The 20468-nt window shown below is 45.4% G+C and carries 25 protein-coding genes and 1 tRNA gene; 13 read left to right on the top strand and 13 right to left on the bottom strand.

Annotated features, from left to right (window positions below; genetic code table 11):
* Positions 1-202 precede the first annotated feature (202 nt).
* Both B6A14_RS09770 and B6A14_RS09765 read left to right on the top strand, forming a co-directional pair.
* Entirely contained in the window at positions 203-586 is a 384-nt protein-coding gene (locus B6A14_RS09770) for a helix-turn-helix domain-containing protein (RefSeq protein ID WP_087910255.1), read from the top strand.
* A complete protein-coding gene (locus B6A14_RS09765) occupies positions 558-1184 on the top strand; it encodes a hypothetical protein (protein ID WP_087910254.1) in 627 nt (208 codons plus the stop codon). Before B6A14_RS09770 ends, B6A14_RS09765 begins: the two co-directional genes overlap by 29 nt.
* Before the next feature lie 24 nt (positions 1185-1208).
* Here the strand turns inward: B6A14_RS09765 and B6A14_RS09760 are convergent, their stop codons facing one another.
* From B6A14_RS09760 to ppa, 3 genes are all read right to left on the bottom strand, one after another.
* The gene (locus B6A14_RS09760) at positions 1209-1547 is read right to left on the bottom strand and encodes a P-II family nitrogen regulator (protein ID WP_087910253.1); all 339 of its coding nucleotides are present in this window, start codon (positions 1545-1547) and stop codon (positions 1209-1211) included.
* Between the two features lie 72 nt (positions 1548-1619).
* Positions 1620-3239, bottom strand: coding sequence for an NAD+ synthase (locus B6A14_RS09755; protein WP_087910252.1), 1620 nt, complete (start codon positions 3237-3239; stop codon positions 1620-1622).
* A gap of 39 nt (positions 3240-3278) precedes the next feature.
* Positions 3279-3815 carry an inorganic diphosphatase gene (ppa, locus tag B6A14_RS09750; protein WP_087910251.1) on the bottom strand — a complete coding sequence of 179 codons (537 nt, stop codon included), beginning with the start codon at positions 3813-3815 and terminating at the stop codon, positions 3279-3281.
* A 170-nt stretch (positions 3816-3985) separates the two neighbouring features.
* Between ppa and B6A14_RS09745 the strand changes: the two genes are divergently transcribed.
* The 3 genes from B6A14_RS09745 (at position 3986) to vapC (ending at position 6810) form a co-directional block, all read left to right on the top strand.
* Positions 3986-6046 (top strand): sodium-translocating pyrophosphatase, encoded by a 2061-nt coding sequence (locus B6A14_RS09745; protein WP_087910250.1) that lies wholly within the window; start codon positions 3986-3988, stop codon positions 6044-6046.
* Between the two features lie 132 nt (positions 6047-6178).
* The gene (gene vapB / locus B6A14_RS09740) at positions 6179-6412 is read left to right on the top strand and encodes a type II toxin-antitoxin system VapB family antitoxin (protein WP_087910249.1); all 234 of its coding nucleotides are present in this window, start codon (positions 6179-6181) and stop codon (positions 6410-6412) included.
* Positions 6412-6810, top strand: coding sequence for a type II toxin-antitoxin system tRNA(fMet)-specific endonuclease VapC (gene vapC / locus B6A14_RS09735; protein ID WP_087910248.1), 399 nt, complete (start codon positions 6412-6414; stop codon positions 6808-6810). The genes vapB and vapC overlap by 1 nt, the downstream gene beginning before the upstream one ends.
* 68 nt (positions 6811-6878) lie before the next feature.
* On the opposite strand, the gene trxB is transcribed toward vapC, so the two are convergent.
* Positions 6879-7835, bottom strand: coding sequence for a thioredoxin-disulfide reductase (gene trxB / locus B6A14_RS09730; protein ID WP_087910247.1), 957 nt, complete (start codon positions 7833-7835; stop codon positions 6879-6881).
* Positions 7836-7940: 105 nt separating this feature from the next.
* Between trxB and B6A14_RS09725 the strand changes: the two genes are divergently transcribed.
* Genes B6A14_RS09725 through serS form a run of 3 tightly spaced genes read left to right on the top strand, consistent with a single transcriptional unit; the run spans position 7941 to position 12241 of the window.
* Positions 7941-10178, top strand: a complete 2238-nt coding sequence (locus tag B6A14_RS09725; RefSeq protein WP_201721503.1) for a DNA translocase FtsK — start codon at positions 7941-7943, stop codon at positions 10176-10178.
* A 10-nt stretch (positions 10179-10188) separates the two neighbouring features.
* A complete protein-coding gene (locus B6A14_RS09720; RefSeq protein ID WP_087910245.1) occupies positions 10189-10869 on the top strand; it encodes an outer membrane lipoprotein carrier protein LolA in 681 nt (226 codons plus the stop codon).
* 46 nt (positions 10870-10915) lie between these two features.
* Positions 10916-12241, top strand: a complete 1326-nt coding sequence (gene serS / locus B6A14_RS09715) for a serine--tRNA ligase (RefSeq protein ID WP_087910244.1) — start codon at positions 10916-10918, stop codon at positions 12239-12241.
* On the opposite strand, the gene B6A14_RS09710 is transcribed toward serS, so the two are convergent.
* Positions 12238-12660, bottom strand: a complete 423-nt coding sequence (locus B6A14_RS09710; protein ID WP_087910243.1) for a type II toxin-antitoxin system VapC family toxin — start codon at positions 12658-12660, stop codon at positions 12238-12240. The genes serS and B6A14_RS09710 overlap by 4 nt on opposite strands.
* Positions 12660-12905, bottom strand: coding sequence for an AbrB/MazE/SpoVT family DNA-binding domain-containing protein (locus tag B6A14_RS09705; protein ID WP_087910242.1), 246 nt, complete (start codon positions 12903-12905; stop codon positions 12660-12662). Before B6A14_RS09705 ends, B6A14_RS09710 begins: the two co-directional genes overlap by 1 nt.
* 133 nt (positions 12906-13038) lie before the next feature.
* Between B6A14_RS09705 and B6A14_RS09700 the strand changes: the two genes are divergently transcribed.
* Positions 13039-13128 (top strand) — tRNA-Ser (locus tag B6A14_RS09700).
* Between the two features lie 40 nt (positions 13129-13168).
* Entirely contained in the window at positions 13169-13435 is a 267-nt protein-coding gene (locus B6A14_RS09695) for a hypothetical protein (RefSeq protein ID WP_236635712.1), read from the top strand.
* Between the two features lie 16 nt (positions 13436-13451).
* Here the strand turns inward: B6A14_RS09695 and B6A14_RS09690 are convergent, their stop codons facing one another.
* A complete protein-coding gene (locus tag B6A14_RS09690; protein ID WP_087910241.1) occupies positions 13452-14285 on the bottom strand; it encodes a hypothetical protein in 834 nt (277 codons plus the stop codon).
* 187 nt (positions 14286-14472) lie between these two features.
* Between B6A14_RS09690 and B6A14_RS09685 the strand changes: the two genes are divergently transcribed.
* Positions 14473-14688 carry a YdcH family protein gene (locus B6A14_RS09685; RefSeq protein ID WP_087910240.1) on the top strand — a complete coding sequence of 72 codons (216 nt, stop codon included), beginning with the start codon at positions 14473-14475 and terminating at the stop codon, positions 14686-14688.
* Positions 14689-14703: 15 nt separating this feature from the next.
* Here B6A14_RS09685 and B6A14_RS09680 read toward each other — a convergent pair whose 3' ends face one another.
* On the bottom strand, positions 14704-15048 hold the full coding sequence (locus B6A14_RS09680; protein ID WP_087910347.1) for a zinc ribbon domain-containing protein YjdM: 345 nt from the start codon (positions 15046-15048) through the stop codon (positions 14704-14706).
* A gap of 60 nt (positions 15049-15108) precedes the next feature.
* Between B6A14_RS09680 and B6A14_RS09675 the strand changes: the two genes are divergently transcribed.
* Complete coding sequence (locus B6A14_RS09675; RefSeq protein ID WP_087910239.1) at positions 15109-16899, top strand: AsmA family protein; 1791 nt, start codon at positions 15109-15111, stop codon at positions 16897-16899.
* Between the two features lie 8 nt (positions 16900-16907).
* Here the strand turns inward: B6A14_RS09675 and B6A14_RS09670 are convergent, their stop codons facing one another.
* The 5 genes from B6A14_RS09670 to B6A14_RS09650 form a co-directional block, all read right to left on the bottom strand.
* Positions 16908-17255 (bottom strand): phage holin family protein, encoded by a 348-nt coding sequence (locus B6A14_RS09670; RefSeq protein ID WP_087910238.1) that lies wholly within the window; start codon positions 17253-17255, stop codon positions 16908-16910.
* A 68-nt stretch (positions 17256-17323) separates the two neighbouring features.
* Positions 17324-17524, bottom strand: a complete 201-nt coding sequence (locus B6A14_RS09665; RefSeq protein WP_087910237.1) for a SlyX family protein — start codon at positions 17522-17524, stop codon at positions 17324-17326.
* Between the two features lie 13 nt (positions 17525-17537).
* On the bottom strand, positions 17538-17759 hold the full coding sequence (locus tag B6A14_RS09660; RefSeq protein WP_087910236.1) for a hypothetical protein: 222 nt from the start codon (positions 17757-17759) through the stop codon (positions 17538-17540).
* Positions 17752-18177, bottom strand: coding sequence for a putative toxin-antitoxin system toxin component, PIN family (locus B6A14_RS09655; RefSeq protein ID WP_087910235.1), 426 nt, complete (start codon positions 18175-18177; stop codon positions 17752-17754). Before B6A14_RS09655 ends, B6A14_RS09660 begins: the two co-directional genes overlap by 8 nt.
* 14 nt (positions 18178-18191) lie before the next feature.
* The gene (locus B6A14_RS09650; RefSeq protein WP_087910234.1) at positions 18192-18740 is read right to left on the bottom strand and encodes a YaeQ family protein; all 549 of its coding nucleotides are present in this window, start codon (positions 18738-18740) and stop codon (positions 18192-18194) included.
* Between the two features lie 98 nt (positions 18741-18838).
* Here B6A14_RS09650 and B6A14_RS09645 point away from each other — a divergent pair, with 98 nt between their 5' ends.
* Positions 18839-20452, top strand: a complete 1614-nt coding sequence (locus tag B6A14_RS09645; protein ID WP_087910233.1) for an NAD(P)/FAD-dependent oxidoreductase — start codon at positions 18839-18841, stop codon at positions 20450-20452.
* The last annotated feature ends 16 nt before the right edge of the window (positions 20453-20468 follow it).

The following is a 20468-nucleotide window of genomic DNA, read 5'->3' as shown; positions in this document are numbered from 1 at the left end:
GTTTGGGTGCTGTTTTTGGGGTGATGTTTTGAGTGGCATATTATTAATTGCTATGGCTGCTTGTTCATGAGAATAATTGTTGAATCAACATTGAACATCAGGCCCCTAATATTTTCATTTCTAGTAGATTGCTCCTAAACACAGATAGTGTTTTGGTATTAAGATCACGGATATTGTTTCAACATCAGAAAGATCCTCAGCAGTGAATAAGCCAGGCAAGCTCCCAGAGATTCGAAAAGAGGTATTCACAAAGGCTAGAGAAAGTCTTGGCTTAAGCACAAAAGAATTATCTGGCATGGCTTGTTTGTCCGTTCGGCAAATTGAGCAAATTGAAAATGGCGAAACCAGCACTTTCTACGGACCTCAAGTTAAAGTTACTGCCGCAAAAAAAGTTGCTGGTTTACTTAAGCTAAAAGAAGAAGACGCATTTGATTTTGGCGAAGAAGCGCCGCCAGCAAAAATCATCGCAGAAAAAGAGCTAGAGCCTCCTGTTGCACAAAAAGTTGTCAAAGCAGAAAAAGAGCCTGCACCAGAAAAAAAAATTCAAGCCACAGCAAGTGGAGGAGACACTCAAAGTAGTTGTTAAGGATATTAAGCCGCTAGGCCAATTTGAGAGCAGTAAGGCGGCTGCAAAAAGCAATCCCCAAAAGAAAATCTTTGTTCTATTAGGTATCGCTGCTGCACTGCTATTTTCGATAGTGAATTTACGCCCACTATTTTTTCCTGAGCCACCGAAGGAAGAGATTGTGGTGGAGGTGGCGCAAGAAGCCCCGCCAGCCGCCCCAGCAGAGGAAGCTAAGCCTGCAGCTGCTGCCACGCCAGAGGTCGCAGCTCCTGCGGCAGTAGTTTCTACAGAATGCCCAGCCGCTGATGCGGCAGCTGTTACTTATAAGCCTGAAGCCCCAAGAAAAGCTGCTGATCTGGTCTATGTGCAATCAAAGACGGCGCAAACTATCTGTGTGATTGATGCATCTGGTAAAGCCCAAAACAAAACCCTGGAGTCCGGTGTAGGCGTCAGTATTTATGGCAAGCCACCATTTAAGGTGCTCACAGCAGGCTTAAATCAGGTGGATTTGTATTTCCAGGGCGCTAAGGTGCGAACAGGTAGCACTGGTAAGACCATTATTTTAGAGGCGGCTGAAATCAGTCAGCCTGTAGCCATTACAGATTCTCAGTCGCGCTGAGAATCTGTTTAGCTTAAAGAGCGATCAAACTGCAGATTCGTTTGTTTCGCCTGTGCGAATACGAATGACTTGCTCAACCGCGGTAACGAAAATTTTTCCATCACCAATTTTTCCAGTACGTGCAGCTTTGGTAATCGCTTCAATTGCAGCTTCAACACGATCACTGGGAACAACGGCTTCTACTTTTACCTTAGGTAAAAAGTCGACTACATATTCAGCGCCACGATAAAGTTCGGTATGACCTTTTTGGCGGCCAAAGCCTTTTACTTCGGTGACGGTAAGGCCAGTAACACCCACTTCTGCTAAAGCCTCACGGACTTCGTCAAGCTTGAACGGTTTAATGATTGATGTAATTAATTTCATTTATTCCCCCTAATGCAGTAATCATACCTAGAACTAGCAGATAAGGTCAAAAACAAGCATCATTTTTGGTTTCTAAGCCCTAAATTGTGAAGTAATTGGGTAGCGCCAATCGCGACCAAAAGCGCGGGTGGTTACACGAACCCCGGGCGGCGCTTGACGACGCTTGTATTCATTTAACTTGATCAGCCTAGTGACCTTTTCCACGCTCTCGGCATCAAAGCCAGCGGCAATGATTTGGGCGATGGATTGATTCTGTTCCATATAGCGCTCCACTATCCCATCTAGTACTTCATAAGAGGGCAGGCTGTCTTGGTCAGTTTGGTCGGGGCGTAATTCGGCAGAAGGCGCGCGCGTCAGAATCCGCTCTGGAATCACAGACTTAATGCTATTGCGGTAATCGCATAGTCGATAAACCAAAGTCTTGGCGATATCTTTGATAACTGCAAAGCCACCCGCCATATCACCATATAAAGTGCAGTAGCCGACGGCCATTTCACTCTTGTTGCCAGTGGTTAACACTAGGCGACCTGTTTTATTGGAGAGCGCCATGAGAAGAGTGCCACGGACACGTGCTTGAATATTCTCTTCAGTAGCATCTACCTTTAAGCCTTTAAATTGTGCAGCTAAAGATTCTTCGAGGGCATCTACTGGGCCGCTAATCGGAATCTCGTCATACTGGACGCCCAAGTTTTTCGCTAGCTCGCTCGCATCGATCCAAGAGATGTCGGCCGTGTAGCGTGACGCCATCATCACTGCACGGACTTTATCAGCGCCTAAGGCATCAACCGCAATCGCTAATACCAAAGCCGAATCTACGCCACCCGATAAACCAATAATGACTCCAGGAAAGCGATTCTTGTTCACGTAATCGCGCACACCTAAAACCAATGCTTGATAGGCTTGTGCCTCAACGCTTTGGGGTGGAGTAATCGCCCCCTTTTCTAATTGACCGGATGAGTGGATTTCTACAATACCGAGCCCAACTTCAAACTGCGGCATTGCCATGACAAGCTCGCCCTGACTATCTAATGCAAATGAGCCGCCATCAAAGACCAATTCATCTTGACCGCCAACGGCGTTGACATACACCAAAGGCATTTTGGTTTGTGCAATATGTCCTCGTAGTACTTCAATACGCAGAGTTTCTTTTTTCAGGTGATAGGGTGATGCATTGGGAACAAGTAAGACTTGTGCGCCAGCGGCATGTGCTTGTTTTGCTGGACCAACATGCCATGCGTCTTCACACAATATCAATCCGTAATGAATACCTTCACATTCAAATACGCAGGCCTCTTTGCCTGGAACGAAGTACCGCACTTCATCAAATACTTCGTGGTTGGGTAATTCTTGTTTGGCATAGCCGGCAATCACTTTGCCGTTTTGTAAAACAGAGGCAAAGTTTTGTAGGCCAGCTGAAGTCTTTTTAGGATGACCTACTACTACAGTGAGACCAGAATATTGCGCCAACTCTTTCATTAAGAGATCAAGCTGCTGCTGTGCCGCTTCAATAAAAGCGGGGCGGAGTAATAAGTCTTCTGGAGGGTAGCCGGTGAGCGAGAGCTCGGGGGTAACTACAAGTTTGACGCCTTGCTGAAAGGCATTTTGAGCGGCTTTGTAAATCAGTTGCGCGTTGCCAGCCAGATCCCCGAGTAAGGGGTTCATTTGGACTAGGGCAATTTTCTGGGCACTCACTCCGATTCACAAAGCCTTTATTAATAATGAAGATAAAAATTATTTATGCTCTTTGTTGTAACGCTCAATGCCTTCCATAATTTCTGTATGGGCATCTGCAATACCACCCCAGCCTTTAACTTTGACCCACTTACCTGGCTCGAGATCTTTATAGTGCTCGAAGAAGTGTTGGATTTGGTTTAAGCGTAATGGGTTGATGTCTTCTGGTTTTTGCCAGTGTGTATAGATTGGTAAAATTTTGTCTTCTGGAACAGCTAACAACTTAGCGTCTTGACCGCCTTCATCTTCCATTTGTAAAACACCAATTGCACGGCAGCTAACAACCACGCCCGGAATCAGTGGAAATGGAGTGATTACGAGAACGTCAACAGGATCACCGTCACCAGCAATCGTTTTGTTAATGTAGCCATAGTTACATGGATAGTGCATTGCAGTACCCATAAAACGGTCTACAAAAATCGCGCCACTTTCTTTATCAACTTCATACTTGATTGGATCCGCATTCATTGGGATTTCAATAATGACGTTGAAGCTCTCTGGGATCTTTTTGCCTGGCTTGACGTTGTCGAGACTCATAAATACTCCGAATAATGATTAGTAAATACCCTGATTCCAGCAAGGGGTAGCAGGGGTGATTCTGTTACATACTGGTACAGCTTAAAGACCCTAGTTTAAAGCTTTCTAAAACCTGGTCGACCTAAGCGCTAGATATACAAAACAATAAGATCAACTTTAGGGAGTCAAGCATGAGTAATGTCACTTTAGGCTTGTATTTTGCCTTGGCTTGCGGTGTCCTAGCCGTAATTTACGGTTTTGTGATGCGCGGCTGGATTTTGAAGCAAAGTACGGGAAATGCCAAAATGCAAGAAATTGCAGAGGCGATTCAGCAGGGTGCCGCCGCTTATTTGTCACGCCAATATAAAACGATTGCTGTAGTTGGGGTGGTTCTCACTATCCTCATGGCGCTCTTCCTAGACTTTGCGACTGCTATCGGCTTTGTGATCGGTGCCGTGCTATCAGGAGCATGCGGTTTTATCGGTATGAATGTTTCAGTACGTGCAAACGTACGCACAGCTGAAGCTGCTACCAAGGGCATGAATGAAGCGCTCAATGTTGCATTTAAGGGCGGTGCGATTACCGGCATGCTAGTAGTTGGCCTGGGTCTCTTGGGAGTTGGTCTCTTCTTTATGTTCCTAGTATCGATTGGTGCAGGACAAGATCTCGCTTCTGTATTGCACCCGCTCATTGGCTTGGCATTTGGTTCATCTTTGATCTCCATCTTTGCGCGTCTTGGTGGCGGTATTTTTACCAAGGGCGCAGACGTTGGTGCTGACTTAGTTGGTAAGGTAGAGGCAGGTATTCCGGAGGATGATCCACGTAACCCAGCGGTGATTGCTGATAACGTCGGTGATAACGTCGGTGACTGTGCTGGTATGGCGGCGGACTTATTTGAAACCTATGCAGTGACATTGATTGCCACGATGGTGCTTGGTTCATTGATGGTGGTCGGTGCTCCAGTTGCAGCAATTGTTTATCCACTCGTACTTGGTGGCGTTTCTATCATTGCTTCCATCATCGGCTGTTCCTTTGTAAAAGCAACGCCTGGTATGAAAAATGTGATGCCTGCTTTGTATAAGGGCCTGATCATTGCAGGTGGCTTGTCATTGGTAGCGTTCTACTTTGTGACTAACCTCATCATGCCGGATGATGCTTTGGGCATTCCAGGTAGCCAATGGCGCTTGTTCGGCTCAACCGTTGTGGGTCTCTTGCTAACTGCAGGCTTGGTTTGGATTACCGAGTACTACACCGGTACTCAGTTCAAGCCAGTGCAGCATATTGCCGAGGCTTCTACTAAAGGCCATGGTACTAACATCATTGCGGGCTTGGGTATCTCTATGAAGTCCACTGCATATCCAGTGCTCTTTGTTTGTGCTGCTATTTTTGCTGCTTACTGGTTAGCCGGTTTGTATGGCATAGCGATTGCCGCAACTGCGATGTTGTCAATGGCAGGTATTGTGGTTGCGCTAGATGCTTACGGTCCAATTACAGACAATGCTGGTGGTATTGCGGAGATGGCTGGTTTGCCACAATCAGTACGTGACATTACCGATCCATTGGATGCGGTTGGTAACACTACTAAAGCAGTTACCAAAGGCTATGCGATTGGCTCTGCTGGATTGGCTTCACTCGTATTGTTTGCTGACTACACCCATGCATTAGAGGCGATTGGTCAGCAAGTTTCTTTTGATCTATCAAACCACATGGTCATCATCGGCCTCTTTATCGGCGGCATGATTCCTTACTTGTTCGGTGCGATGGCAATGGAGGCTGTTGGCCGCTGTGCTGGTGCAGTAGTAGAAGAGGTGCGCCGTCAGTTCCGCGACATTCCTGGAATCATGGAAGGCACTGCTAAGCCTGAATACGGCAAGGCTGTCGATATGCTGACAACCGCAGCCATTAAAGAAATGATTATTCCTTCACTGTTGCCAGTGGTTGCTCCGATCGTGGTTGGTCTCTTGTTGGGACCTGCTGCATTAGGAGGCTTATTGATGGGTACGATTGTGACCGGCTTGTTTGTAGCGATCTCAATGTGTACTGGTGGTGGTGCTTGGGATAACGCCAAGAAATATATCGAAGAAGGTAACTTCGGCGGTAAAGGTTCTGAAGCACATAAAGCAGCTGTGACGGGTGATACTGTAGGCGATCCCTACAAAGATACTGCCGGTCCTGCTGTGAATCCACTCATTAAGATCATTAACATCGTGGCATTGCTCATCGTGCCACTCTTGCCAGTGATGAGTCGATAAAACAAGTCAGTAAAGCAACAAACCAAAACGCCTAGCATTGCTAGGCGTTTTTTATTTACCCTCCCTTATATAGGGGTTGCAAGAGGGTTAAATGCAATATACAATTGCTATATACATGAGGAGGACTAGATTTTGGCCATTTCAACTGTTTTTACGAACAATCGAACTCAGGCTGTGCGACTACCTGTCGAGATGCGGCTTCCTGAGAACGTTCGCAAGGTGAATGTACGTGCAAAAGGCTGTGAACGCATCATTGCCCCAATTGAAAACATATGGGACAACTTTTTCTTAAGTGAAGCAGGTGTAAGTGATGACTTTATGGATGAAAGAGGAACCCAAGAACAAGGCGATAGAGAGCCGCTTTAATGCTTAAATACTTATTAGACACAAACATTGTTATTTACGTCATGAAACGAAAACCTCTAGAGGCCCTTAAGGTTTTTAATAAAAACGCAAGTCGCATGGCTATATCTACCATTACATTGGCAGAGTTAATTTATGGCGCTGAAAAAAGTAAGCAAGTAGAAAAGAATCTCAACACTATTGAGGACTTTATCAGTCATTTAGAGGTTTTACCTTACGATATAAACGCGACTCAGCATTACGGTCAAATAAAGGCATTTTTAGAACAAGCTGGAAAGCCAATCGGCGTGAATGATATTCATATTGCTGCTCACGCTAGAAGTCATGGATTAACTTTAGTCACTAACAATTTATCTGAATTTAAAAGGGTTCCAAATCTAGCTCTTGAAAATTGGGTTTAAATAGCGCTCCTTAAGTAAAAACGCCTAGGATTGCTAGGCGTTTTTTTATTGGAGCAACTTTTACAGGCTTAATCTAAAGTTTCCAAATAACGTTGTGCATCCAGTGCAGCCATACAGCCTGTACCAGCACTCGTAATTGCTTGGCGATAGATGTGGTCCTGTACGTCACCGGCAGCAAAGACGCCAGGGATATTAGTAGCAGTAGCATTGCCCTCTAGACCAGAATGAGTCTTAATGTAGCCGTTGTTCATATCTAACTGGCCAACAAAGAGTTCAGTATTTGGTTTGTGGCCGATGGCAATGAAAGCACCAGTGACGGCGATATCTTCTGTGCTGCCATCTTGTTTCTTAATGCGCACACCAGTAACACCTTTTTCATCACCAAGTACTTCATCCAATGTGGCGTTGAGTTTGAGCTCTACTTTGCCTTCAGCAACTTTAGTCATGAGGCGGTCATTCAAGATGGGCTCCGCACGGAATTTGTCGCGACGATGAATGACAGTTACTTTTTTGGCAATGCCGGTTAAGTAAAGCGCTTCTTCAACTGCAGTGTTACCACCACCTACTACGCAGACATCTTGATTGCGGTAAAAGAAGCCATCGCAAGTTGCGCAACCAGAAACACCGCGCCCCATAAATGCTTCTTCACTTGGTAAGCCGATGTATTGGGCAGACGCGCCGGTTGAGATAATTAAGGCATCACAGGTGTAAGTTCCAGAGTCGCCAACCAGACGAATGGGCTTTTCTGTGAGGGCTGCCGTATGAATATGGTCAAAAATGATCTCGGTATTAAAGCGTTCGGCATGCTTCAAAAAGCGGTCCATGAGCTCGGGGCCTTGGACGCCATCAGCATCAGCAGGCCAGTTTTCGACGTCTGTAGTGGTCATTAGCTGACCCCCTTGAGCCAGGCCTGTAATGAGGGTAGGCTTTAAATTGGCTCGGGCGGCATAGACTGCAGCCGTATAGCCAGCAGGGCCGGAACCGAGGATAAGAACTTTGGAGTGTTTTGGGGTATTTGTAGTCATAAGCAAATTATAGATTTGCTTGTTTACAATCGGTAGAACATGGCGAGAACCGTATACCCGAAGTCCCAGATCCCCCAGCCCCCCAATAGTGATGGGCAGGGCAGGATGCCCCGCCTTCTACTAGAGGCCCGCTGGTTCATTTCCCTGGGTTTATGTCTGGGCTTATTTGCCATTTTGCTAACCTATTCCAAGGCGGATCCAGCGTGGTCACATGCCAGTTTTGAGGCCCCTAGAAACCTAGGTGGTCGTTTTGGAGCCTATTTAGCTGATCTCATGCTCTATATCTTTGGCATCTCCTCCTTTTGGTGGGTGGTGTTATTCGGGCGCCGAGTCCTCAATGGCTGGCGTGAGCTCTGGAGTATTCCGCTCCCACCGGATCCAGATGCCAAACCAGACTCCCTGTTGGTGCGTTGGTTGGGCTTTGGACTAACTTTGGCTTGCAGTATGGGTCTTGAGTCCATTCGGATGCATTCACTGTCCTGGGAGCTTCCAAGGCCCCCTGGTGGCATCCTGGGTGAGCTCATCGGCGATCCCCTGCAGATGTCTCTCGGTTTTACTGGCGCAACCTTAGTTCTTCTCTTTGGCCTCTGTGCCGGTTTATCCCTGTTCTTGCATTTCTCCTGGCTCGATATTGCCGAGAAAGTTGGCCGCTTCCTAGAAGTGACTTTTCTGCGTATACGGGAGCGTCGCGATAGTGAGGAAGATCGCAAGCTTGGCGAAGTAGCTGCCGAAGAGCGTGAAGAGTTCGTGGAAGAGTTCCGTGGACGAGTTGAAGTTGCCGCTCCTGTGCAAATTGTGCGCGCTCCAGTAGAAATTCCAAAGAGCGCTCGTGTAGAGCGTGAGAAACAACAACCACTATTTGTCGATATTCCAGATTCAGAATTACCACCGCTAGCTTTACTCGATCCTGTACCAGAAGCAAAAGAAACCATTTCTGCAGATGTGTTGGAATTCACCTCTCGCTTAATCGAGCGCAAGCTTGCTGAATTTAATGTACAGGTTACTGTGATTGCTGCCTACCCTGGTCCGGTAGTCACTCGTTACGAGATTGATCCAGCGATTGGCGTGAAGGGTAGTCAGATTGTCAATCTCTCACGAGACCTCGCGCGCTCGCTTGGTGTTGTGAGTATGCGTGTTGTCGAAACCATTCCAGGCAAAACTTGTATGGCTTTGGAGTTACCAAACCCAACACGTCAATCTGTGTACCTCTCAGAGATCCTCACTTCACAGGTTTACAACGATAACCATTCATTATTGACCCTGGCTTTAGGTAAAGATATCTCTGGTAGCCCAATGGTGGCTGACCTTGCCAAGATGCCGCACTGCTTAGTGGCGGGTACTACTGGCGCTGGTAAGTCGGTTGGTATTAATGCCATGATTCTGTCACTGCTCTTTAAGGCTAAGCCTGATGAAGTGCGTTTGATCATGATCGATCCAAAGATGCTCGAGATGGCTATCTACGACAAGATTCCCCATTTGCTTTGCCCAGTAGTCACTGATATGAAGCAGGCTTACAACGCACTGAACTGGGCGGTGAATGAAATGGAGCGTCGCTACAAACTCATGAGTAAGTTTGGTGTGCGTAACTTAGCTGGCTTCAATAAGAAGATTCTGGAAGCAGAAGAGAAGGGTGAGAAACTCACCAATCCATTTAGTTTGACTCCAGATGATCCTGAGCCAATCTATAAAGCACCAGTCATTGTGATCGTGATCGATGAGCTGGCCGACTTGATGATGGTCTCTGGTAAGAAGATTGAAGAGTTGATTGCGCGGATTGCACAAAAGGCGCGTGCTGCAGGTATTCATTTAGTATTGGCAACCCAACGTCCGAGCGTAGACGTCATTACTGGTTTGATTAAGGCGAACGTGCCAACCCGGATTTCATTTCAAGTTAGTAGCAAGATTGACAGCCGTACGATTTTGGATCAGCAGGGCGCAGAAGCCTTGCTTGGAATGGGTGACATGCTCTATATGGCACCAGGTACTGGATTGCCGGTACGTGTGCACGGCGCATTTGTATCGGATGATGAGGTACATCGCGTAGTGGAATGGCTTAAAGAGAAGGGCGAAGCCAATTACATTGATGGTGTGCTCGAAGGTGCTGATGAATCCAATATCGATGCCTTAACTGGTGAGGGTGGCGGCGAAGCTGATCCACTCTACGATCAAGCAGTAGCCATTGTTCTAGAAAACAAACGTCCATCGATCTCTTTGGTGCAGCGTCACTTGCGTATTGGCTACAACCGCGCAGCACGTCTCTTAGAAGATATGGAAAAAGCAGGGCTCGTATCGAAGATGGGTAATGGTGGTAATCGCGAGATCCTACATCGCCCATCGGAATAAGGTAGTAATTTTGCAAAGATTCTTATCTGCGGTAGTCCTTGGAACAGTCTTCCTGTTTTCAAATATAGTCAACGCTCAAAGCGAGAGTGGTGCTGATCAGTTGCGTCAGTTTGTACGCAACTCCAAAACTGCTGAAGGTGACTTTGTGCAACAGCAGCTACGTGCGCCCAAGGCAGGCGAGCCACAAGATAAAGGTTTAAAGGTAGTCCGCCAGACACAAGGTCACTTTGTATTTCAGCGTCCCGGACGATTTATCTGGGATACCCAAAAACCGTATGAACAAAAACTGATTGCTGATGGCAAGCAACTCATTTTGTGGGATAAGGATTTAAACCAAGCCACTATTCGTCCTGCAGGGCAGGCATTAGCTGCTACGCCAGCGGCCATATTGTTTGGTGAAACTTTGCTTGATCAGCATTTTGATTTAACGGAAGGTGAAGAGCGCTTGGGAATGAAGTGGGTAGCCCTTACGCCTAAAAAAGATCCCAAGGCTAAAGATAAAAACGATCTGCCCTATACAAAGATCTCGATAGGCATGGCCAATGGCTTACCAAAAGCCTTGGAATTAATTGATGGTCTCGGTAGCGTGGTCTTAGTAACCCTCGATAAAATCCAGCTGAACGTCAATTTGCCTGCAAATCGCTTTACTTTTATGCCGCCCGCCGGCGCTGAGGTCTTACGCTTAAACTAGAGCCACAATATTCATGAAGTGCCAAATAGACTAAACAGAGCAATATATGATTGATCCGCAATTACTCCGTAAAGATATCGCCGCTGTTGCAGCGCGCCTAGCGACTCGTAAATTCCAATTGGATGTTGAGAAATTCAACACCCTAGAATCTGAGCGTAAATCTTTACAAACACGTACTGAAGAATTGCAAGCAAAACGCAATCAATTATCTAAAGCCATTGGTATGAAAAAAAGCAAGGGCGAAGATGCCTCTGCTGAGATGGCCCAAGTAGCTCAAGTCAATACGGATATGGAAGCTGGCGCAGCAAGATTGAGCACACTTCAAGCTGAGATTTCTGACTTCTTGATGGGCATCCCCAATCTGCCTGATGAGTCTGTACCCACTGGTAAAGATGAAACCGAAAATAAAGAAGTGAAGCGTTGGGGTGAAGAACCCCTCTTTGATTTTGAGATTAAAGATCACGTTGACCTTGGTGGTCCATTGGGTCTTGACTTTGAAGTGGCCGCCAAGATTAGCGGCTCACGCTTTGTTGTTCTCAAAGGCCCAATCGCTAGATTGCATCGCGCCTTAGCACAGTTCATGATCGATACGCATGCCACACAGCATGAGTACCAGGAAGTCTATGCGCCATATATGGTCAATGCTGCCTCCATGCGTGGCACAGGACAGCTACCCAAGTTTGAAGAAGACCTTTTTAAAGTTCCCCGTCAGATGGGTGGTGAAGACGCAAAGGGAACAAATTCAGGCGAAGCAAAAACAGAAAACTTCTACCTCATTCCAACTGCAGAAGTTCCAGTAACGAATTTAGTCAGAGATGAAATCGTCAATGCTGATCAATTGCCGATGAAGTATGTGGCTCATACCCCATGCTTTCGCTCTGAAGCAGGTAGTTATGGCCGTGATGTGCGCGGCATGATTCGCCAACACCAGTTTGACAAAGTTGAGTTAGTACAAATCACAAAACCAGAAGAATCCATGCAAGCATTAGAGGACTTAACTGGCCATGCTGAAAGAATTCTGGAGCTTCTCGAATTGCCATATAGAAAAGTATTGCTCTGTACGGGCGATATGGGATTTGGCAGTACCAAGACCTATGACTTAGAAGTATGGGTGCCATCACAAAAAGCCTATCGTGAAATCAGTTCATGCTCCAGCATGGGCGACTTCCAGGCAAGACGCATGCAAGCCAGATTTAAAGCAGGACAAGGGAAACCAGAATTGGTTCACACCTTAAATGGTTCAGGTCTTGCAGTGGGCAGGGCATTGGTAGCCCTCATTGAGAATAAGCAGCAAGTCGATGGCAGCATTGCTATTCCTAAAGCACTGCAACCCTATTTGGGTGGCTTAACAGTGCTCAAGCCAACCCCTTAAATAACGATAGTTTTTATCTTTAACCGAGATGCATTCTTTTCGAGTACTTTATCAAGGGTGATGATTGACTTTGCTTTGAAAGATTTTGCGGCTGCGAGATGTAACGCATCTCCAGCCCTTAAATTTGATTTACTGTCAATCACTAAAATTCCTGCAGAATAATAAGTTTTACTCTCAATAGGCATTAGCTCGATATCATTTTGGCAAAGAGTGTCAAATTTTTTCCAAGCCTCACGACTCTGCTTTTCTGTTATTTGATTAGTTCTGACTTTAAGACTGAGAGCGCTAGAAAATTCAGTAAATGCCCAAGTCGAAGAGATCATTTTTGCAGAGCTTTTATCATGCCATTTATCAACGGCATCGCTTTTCGGTTCAGTTGTACACAAGGCCACAAAAATACTAGTATCGACATAGATCATTAGTAACGCGCCTTTGAGCGAACTTCCTCCATCACTGATTTACCCATCTTCAACGTAGCTCTGAATGCTCTTAGTTGAGCAGCAATTTCTTTGCGTTCTAATTTCTGAGGTCGAATGATTAATGAGCCATCCTTTGAAAGGGTTGCTTCAACTTTGTCCCCATCTTTTAGCTTGATTTCTTTGATGAAGCTAGCTGGAATGCGAAGTGCCAGGCTATTGCCCCATTTTGAAATTTGTATGTTCATGATTAGTCCTTAAATAGATATACATAAATGTATATCTATATTAATGTAAATTATTGGGTGTGGCCAGTCAATTTTTAAGCCAATATCAGCCGTATGGCTTTATGTATCGGTAGCTATAATGAGTGATCGGTTCGGAGAGGTGGCAGAGTGGTCGAATGTACCTGACTCGAAATCAGGCGTAGGGTCAAACCTACCGAGGGTTCGAATCCCTCCCTCTCCGCCAAATTGTTATCTGCTTATCTGAAAGCTATTGACTAGTGATAATGCCCATGAAAACCACTTCATACCTATCTTTAATTTTCGTACTTGCCTTAATGGCCTGTAGCACTCCTGTTAGCGAGTTCGGGGTTTATAAGCAATCTGATGGGGCAATTGGAGTACACGCTCCTAAGGGTGCTAACGAGAACGAAGTACAGCAGGCAGCCCTTGCAGAATGTAAGAAGCTAGGAAAACAGAGCGCTGTGATCGCTGAAAGCAGAAAAACGGTCAATGACCGTTTTCCCATGACTTACATTTATTTATGTAGATAAGTTTTGAGTGATTTGATTAGCTCAGCAACCACTTCTTAATAGACTTATTGACACACATTGCGTCTAAAGCAAGACCAAAGAACTCAGAGCCATTGGTAACCATGCTCTCGATAGCTTCTACTTTCCCAGACTTAATGCCTCGTAAATAGGTCGCTGCACGATAACGTAAGAAGTGCTCAGTTTCGCCTTCTTCGTTCTCAGTAGAGCAGAGCTCAAGGCTACCGTAGCGGGTTTCAGGATTGATGTTCAGAATAGCTAGGCCTAGTGCGCCAATAAGCTTTTCTGGAACTGGGATTGGTACATAGGAGTAGAGTGAAATCAGCATTTCTTGCTCATCTACTTCAATGATGTGATCAATATCTAAAACATCCTGCTCAGTCAATTCTGTTTCACCAGAATCACCGCCGCCAAATGTAGACTCAAATTGCAGCATTGCAGTATTACTGCCCTTGGAGATCTCGATCATGTCAGGATAGCCAAGCAGGCCTTTCCACCAATACATGAGAGAGAAGGTGCAAGGTTTTACTTCTACCAAACCTTTGCTGGTGGATTTAGCGAAGTAGAGACCGTAAAACTCGTCATCTTTCTCAAGACCATATTGATCCACTTTGGAAGATTGTGACGCTACTTTCTTAACTGCTTTTTTAGCAACTTTCTTGGCTGCCGGTTTTTTGGCCGCAGGCTTCTTGGCAGGGGCTTTCTTAGCCACTACTTTTTTCACTGCCTTTTTAGCGGTTTTCTTGGTTGCTGGCTTCTTAGCTGCTACTTTTTTAACAACCTTCTTTGCAGGGGCTTTTTTTACCGCCTTAGTAGCTACTTGCTTTTTTGCTGGAGACTTCTTTGTAGCCATGATTTATTACCCTTCTTTTGGTTGGAACGTCTTTAAGTGCTTATAGATATTACTGCAAGTTCCTTACAGATCTCATTTGGGCTATATGGGGTTTGTCCTGCTTATTGCTATGGGCATTGTCCTATTCTTCAAGCAGGAATACACTAAAAAGAGGTAGCTTTGAATAACCTAAATATCAAGAGGATCTATGTTTCCAGAATTTCGTGAATTAATTAGCAAGCTAAAGACTTCGGATCGTCACTTTTCTCATTTATTTGATAAGCACAATAATTTGGATCAAAAGATTCAAAGAATGGAGGCCCATTCAGAGCCTAGCACCCCAGAGCAGATCGAAACCCTGAAGAAAGAAAAATTGCTATTAAAGGATCAGATCTACGCTGTATTGAAGAAGGCAAGTAGCTAGCCTAATAAAAAAGAACTAAGCCTTTTTAAGGAAGCAGGCTTTTAACAGCATGCTGCCTGCTTCTGTTTTGCAATCTACTTCATGGTCACCTGAGACCAAACGAATACCTTTAATCTTAGTTCCCACCTTCAATGTAGTTGAGGAGCCCTTTACTTTCAGATCTTTAATGAGGGTAACGGTATCACCATCCGCTAATAGATTACCGTTAGCATCTTTGACGATTAAGCCAATTTCTATCTCCTCTGCTGTTGCAGTGATGGGCCATTCATGGCCACACTGAGCGCACACATAGTTGGCGCCATCGGGATAGGTCATATCTTCCTGGCAGCCAGGGCATTTAGGTAGGTTGTCAGTGCTCATAATAGGCATTTTAGTCTAGAGCCTCTCATCTCGACGGGCTCGATATAGAATGAATGCGTAATGAGTCACACCTTAAAAATCATCCTGATCATCTTGAGTACTTGCTTGGCCCTTGCAGGCTTGGGTGCTTGGTATGCCGCCTCTTCTATTAATCCAGCGCAATTAACGCAATTACTCAGCTCTAAAGTGAAAGATGCAACTGGACGAGAGCTCAAGATTGCTGGGCCTGTTAGCTTAACCATTTTTCCCTCGATTGGTGTCAAGGCTGAGCAAGTGAGCTTAAGCAATGCAACATGGGCAAGCGATTCTCAAATGCTGTTCTTGAAAAACGTCGAGCTTGAAGTGAAGCTATTTCCTTTATTTACAGGGAATGTAGAAATTAGCAGCATTAATCTTGCGGGGCTTGAAGCCCATTTGCAGACTAATAAAGCAGGGCAAAATAATTGGGATTTAACACAAGCAGTCGTTGCCAGCAATACTAAAGGTGCTCCTCCTCAAGAAACCTCAGATGATAGTAACTTCGTGGCAATAGAAACTATTCGTGTTTCTGATGCGCGTATATCCTATCAAGATGGTGCTAGCCCTATTAAAGTCATAGAGGTTCCTAAGCTTTTATTAATGGGTGAGAGTGGTAAAACTACCATCTTGCTGGACCTGCAATACGCTAACTACAAACTGGGCCTTAAGGGCAAGATGGGTTCTCTACGACAGGCCATCATCGATTGGGATCAAATCCCAGTGAAGACGAATCTAGACCTCACACTCACTCTAAATGGAAAATCATTAGATATCACCGGTAAGGTTGATAAAGCCCCTAAGGTATTGCCACAATTTGATATTAAGCTCGAATCAAAATCGTTTGACTTACTTCCCTTGGCCGCGGCATCTGCCGTCTCTGGAAAATCTTCATCTACTCCTAAACCTTCGCAAGCTCAGGGTAGATACTTCTTTAGCGATGATCCTTTGCCATTTGATTTATTGCCTAACGCCAATGGAAAGATTGTCTTAGATATTGCACAGCTTGGAGTGCCAGATCAAGCACCTTTTAAGAATGTCAGTGGCACGATTGCCTTTAAAGGCAATAGACTGGATATCAATGATCTGAAGTTTGAGCTAGGTAAGGGGCAGGCTCAAGCACAAATTTCATTATCGCAAATAGATAGTCCTACGCCCGCGATATCTATGAAGGCGCTAGCAAAAGGCTTTACCTTGGAGCAAGTAGTCGTTAGCGATGATTCCAGTGCGAAGGTCAGTGGAGGTGATACTCAAATTGCCTTCAACTTATCTAGCAAAGGCAAAAGCTTGCATCAAATCATGGGCGCAGCAAATGGCAAAGTACAAGTGACCGTGGGTAAAGCCCGCTTAGATTCAAAGCTACTCAATTCTGCTGGCGATTTGGCTGTCACCATTATGGATGCCTTAAATCCAATGCGTAAGCAAAGCAATCAAACCATATTAGAGTGCGCAGTGGCTTATCTTCCGATTAGTAATGGCATGATTAATATTAAAGATTCGTTTGCAGCAGAGACGGATAAGTTAGACATTTTTTTATCGGGAACAGTCAATCTCAATTCAGAAGCGATTCATCTTAAGATTGATCCGAACCAGAAATCAGGACTCACCACTGGTATCGATCTCGGCAGCTTAGTGCAACTTGAGGGAACCTTGCAAAACCCGAAGGCTGGGGTCAATAAAGAGGGCGTTGTGAATAGCGCCGTATCGATTGGCCTAGGGATTTTGACTGGCGGAATCAGTATTGCTGCTGAGAATGCAAAGTCTTTGAGCACCAAAAGGCAGCCTTGTAAGACGGCAATGCACTCTTGGGCTGATATTTACCCAGGCTCTAACTAACCTGGTCTTTAGAAGACTAGGCCACTCACAAAGAGGCTGAATAAAGAAATAAAAATACTTGCAAAGAAAGCAGTCCAGAAACTAGAGATCGTAAAGCCGCTCACAACTGCTGATACCAGCATCAAGACCAAAGCGTTAATGACTAATAGAAATAAGCCCATCGTCACTACCGTTAAAGGTAGCGTAAAAAGGATGAGTAATGGTTTAACGATGGCATTTGCAAATCCTAGCAATAGGGCTGCAATCAGAAGTGATCCTCCATCAGCAAAGCGTAAGCCGCTAAAAATATAGCTAGCCACCCAGAGGGATAGAGAGGTAAGACCCCATTGCACGAGAAACAGCGTTAAGTTACCCATTTTTCTTCCTTTTCTTCTTGCAAGAAGGTGATAGAGAGTGATGCGTAGAGGACTATCTTATCAGTCACTTAGTAATGCGGCGGGATTTCATCTTTGAGACTACCTCCGCCACCACCTGCGCTGCTGGCCTGCTCTTTAATAGCCTTGAGCTCGCGGTAAAGAAATTCGATTTGCTGTTGTTGCTTATAGACAGTCTCATTGAGTTTTTCAATGAGGTCTTCAGTAAAGCTCAATTTGATTTCTAGATTGGTCATTCGGTCATCACTCATTGGGTTTACCTATTTATTCTGCGACAAGTTCAAAGCGACCATCTTCCATCTCTGCTTTTGGTCTAATCCAAAAATCATGCGATTGCATAGATTCGTAAACATAAGCAGGCTCAAGAGAGGCTTCGATGTTTGCTAAAAAGACTACCTTATAAAAACCACCAGTCTTGACGTGTTTAAGTTTGCTGCCAGGCTTAAAGAGTCCTTCATCAGGCGAGGCCATTTTAGGTTTAGTCATGATGCAAATCCATAATGTTATAGTTGTCAGTAATTAGTACATTTTCTTTCAAAGCCTTAGTAGCAAACTTTAATACTTCATTATCTTTACTTATGAGAATACAGGGCTTAGATGTAAAAGCTAAGTCCAGAAAGACTTGATCATCGGGATCTTGGCAGCACCAGGAGGAGGGCGTGAGGCTTTGCTCATCAACAATACGCGCCAAAGATTGCCATTGCAGCAAAATTGCCTCTTGCGCAGCAGGCTCAAGAGAAAATAAGGGTCTAGAGATCACATCCGCAAACTCTTCTAGGGTCTTTGGGGTAGCCAGAGCATCAATATGCTTTTCAAGTAATGCTTGCTTTAAGTGGATTGCCCTGAAGTCATTGAAGACAAAGAGATCTAATAAGACATTTGTATCAAAGACAACTGTATTCATCTTGGAAGAACAGCTTACTCTTGATTGCTACGCCAAACTTCAGGGGTGATCGTCACTTGACCTTGATCTGAAGAGACATAGGCTTCACCATCTTGAATATTCACATGAAGGACCATGCTGCGTTCAACTAATTTATTCAGCTCATTTGCTTGCGCTGCTGGTATAGAAATGATTTGGAGATTACGCGCACGTGTAAGTTTATTAGCAATACCGTCCCACCAAATTTTGCTAGTATGTCCACCATAGCAATACACAATCACTTGATCCGATCTACCGCAGGCTTTCAGAATTCGGCGCTCATCCGGTTGACCAATCTCAATCCAAAGCTTGATGGCATCCGTTAGGTCTTTAATCCAGAGATCAGGTTCATCGGTATCACTTAAGCCCTTGGTAAAGACTAAATCTTCATTTGCCTGCAATGCAAAAGCAATGATTCTGACCATCATCCGTTCCTCGGTTTCTGAGGGATGCTTGGCGATGGTAAGGGAGTGACTGCCATAGTAATGGCGGTCAGAGTCTGCGACGTGAAGGTCGGCTTTGTGGATAGTTGCGCGTAGAGCCATGACGCATTATCGCCTGTATGGCTCGCTACTCGAGGTAGCCTGGTCTTTAACCAGTATCATTTATCCCTAGAGACTGAATATAGCTAGCTAAGAGCCCCATGATCCGTATCACTGAACTGCGTCTACCCATCGACCATGCTCCAGAAGCCTTGGAAATGGCGATACTCAAGCGTCTCAATTTACCCCCAAAGGATTTGATTGGCTTTGAGGTCTTTAAGCGCAGCTACGATGCCAGAAAAAATGTAGCGCTCTCTTTTATCTACACAGTAGACCTCTCGGTTAAAGATGAGGAAGCTATTCTGAAAAAATTTGATGGCGATATTCATGTAAGGCCTTCACCCGATACGAGTTACCACTTCAAAGCTAAAGCCCCTGAGTCTATTGCGACTGGCAAATCATTGCGTCCTGTAGTCATTGGATTTGGCCCTTGCGGAATATTTGCAGCGCTAGTGTTGGCACAGATGGGGTTTAAGCCGATCGTGCTCGAGCGCGGCAAGAAGGTCAGAGAGCGCACTCAAGATACTTGGGGCTTATGGCGCAAGAATGTTCTCAATCCAGAATCCAATGTGCAATTTGGTGAGGGTGGGGCGGGTACTTTTTCAGATGGTAAGTTATGGAGTCAGATTAAAGACCCGAAGTTTTATGGTCGCAAAGTGATTAATGAATTTGTGAAGGCGGGTGCGCCAGCAGAAATTCTATATGTTGCTAAGCCTCATATCGGCACCTTCCGCTTGGTCGGTGTAGTAGAAAAAATGCGCCAAGAAATTATTGAGCTTGGTGGAGAGATTCGCTTCTCACAAAAAGTGATTGGCTTTGACATTCAGAATGAGCAGATTACTGGTGTCAAAATTGAATGCCATGATGATCTACCGGCAAGTCATGTGGTACTGGCTCTTGGCCACAGTGCACGCGACACTTTTCAGGTTTTGCATGAGGCTGGTGTATTCATGGAAGCTAAGCCCTTCTCGGTGGGTTTTCGGATTGAGCATCCGCAATCACTCATTGATAGAGCGCGCCTAGGGCCCCATGCTGGTAATGAGCTCATTGGTGCCGCTGATTACAAACTGGTTCACCATGCCAAAAATGGTCGCTCGGTTTATAGCTTCTGTATGTGCCCTGGTGGTACTGTAGTGGCGGCAACCTCAGAGCCTAATCGTGTGGTGACGAATGGGATGAGTCAATATTCTCGTAATGAACGCAATGCCAATGCCGGTATTGTGGTGGGCATCACCCCGGATGATTATCCTGGTGGTCCTATGGCGGGCATTGAGTTTCAGCGCGCAATCGAAACCAAAGCTTTTGAGCTGGGCGGAAGAACGTATGAAGCTCCAGGGCAACTGGTTGGAGATTTTCTGGCGGGTAAACCTTCAACAGAGTTTGGCAGTGTCTTGCCTTCCTACAAACCTGGTGTGCATTTAACCGATTTGGCTGAGAGCTTGCCTGCGTACGCGATTGAAGCGATTCGGGAAGCATTGCCTGCCTTTGAAAAGCAGATCAAAGGCTTTTCAATGAAGGATGCTGTCTTAACAGGTGTTGAGACCAGAACCTCTTCACCTCTCAGAATTACTCGAGGACCTAATTTTCAAAGTCTCAATATCAAAGGCCTTTATCCTGCAGGTGAGGGGGCTGGTTATGCTGGCGGAATCTTGTCTGCTGGTGTTGATGGAATTAAAGTAGCAGAAGCGCTTGCTCTGGATTACTTATCAAAGTAGGTCCCATACTCACCCT

The organism is Polynucleobacter hirudinilacicola (genome assembly GCF_002192535.1).
In the GTDB taxonomy this organism is placed as follows: domain Bacteria; phylum Pseudomonadota; class Gammaproteobacteria; order Burkholderiales; family Burkholderiaceae; genus Polynucleobacter; species Polynucleobacter hirudinilacicola.
The sequence above is the reverse complement of the archived record's forward strand: the minus strand, read 5'-3'. Positions and strand labels throughout refer to the sequence as shown.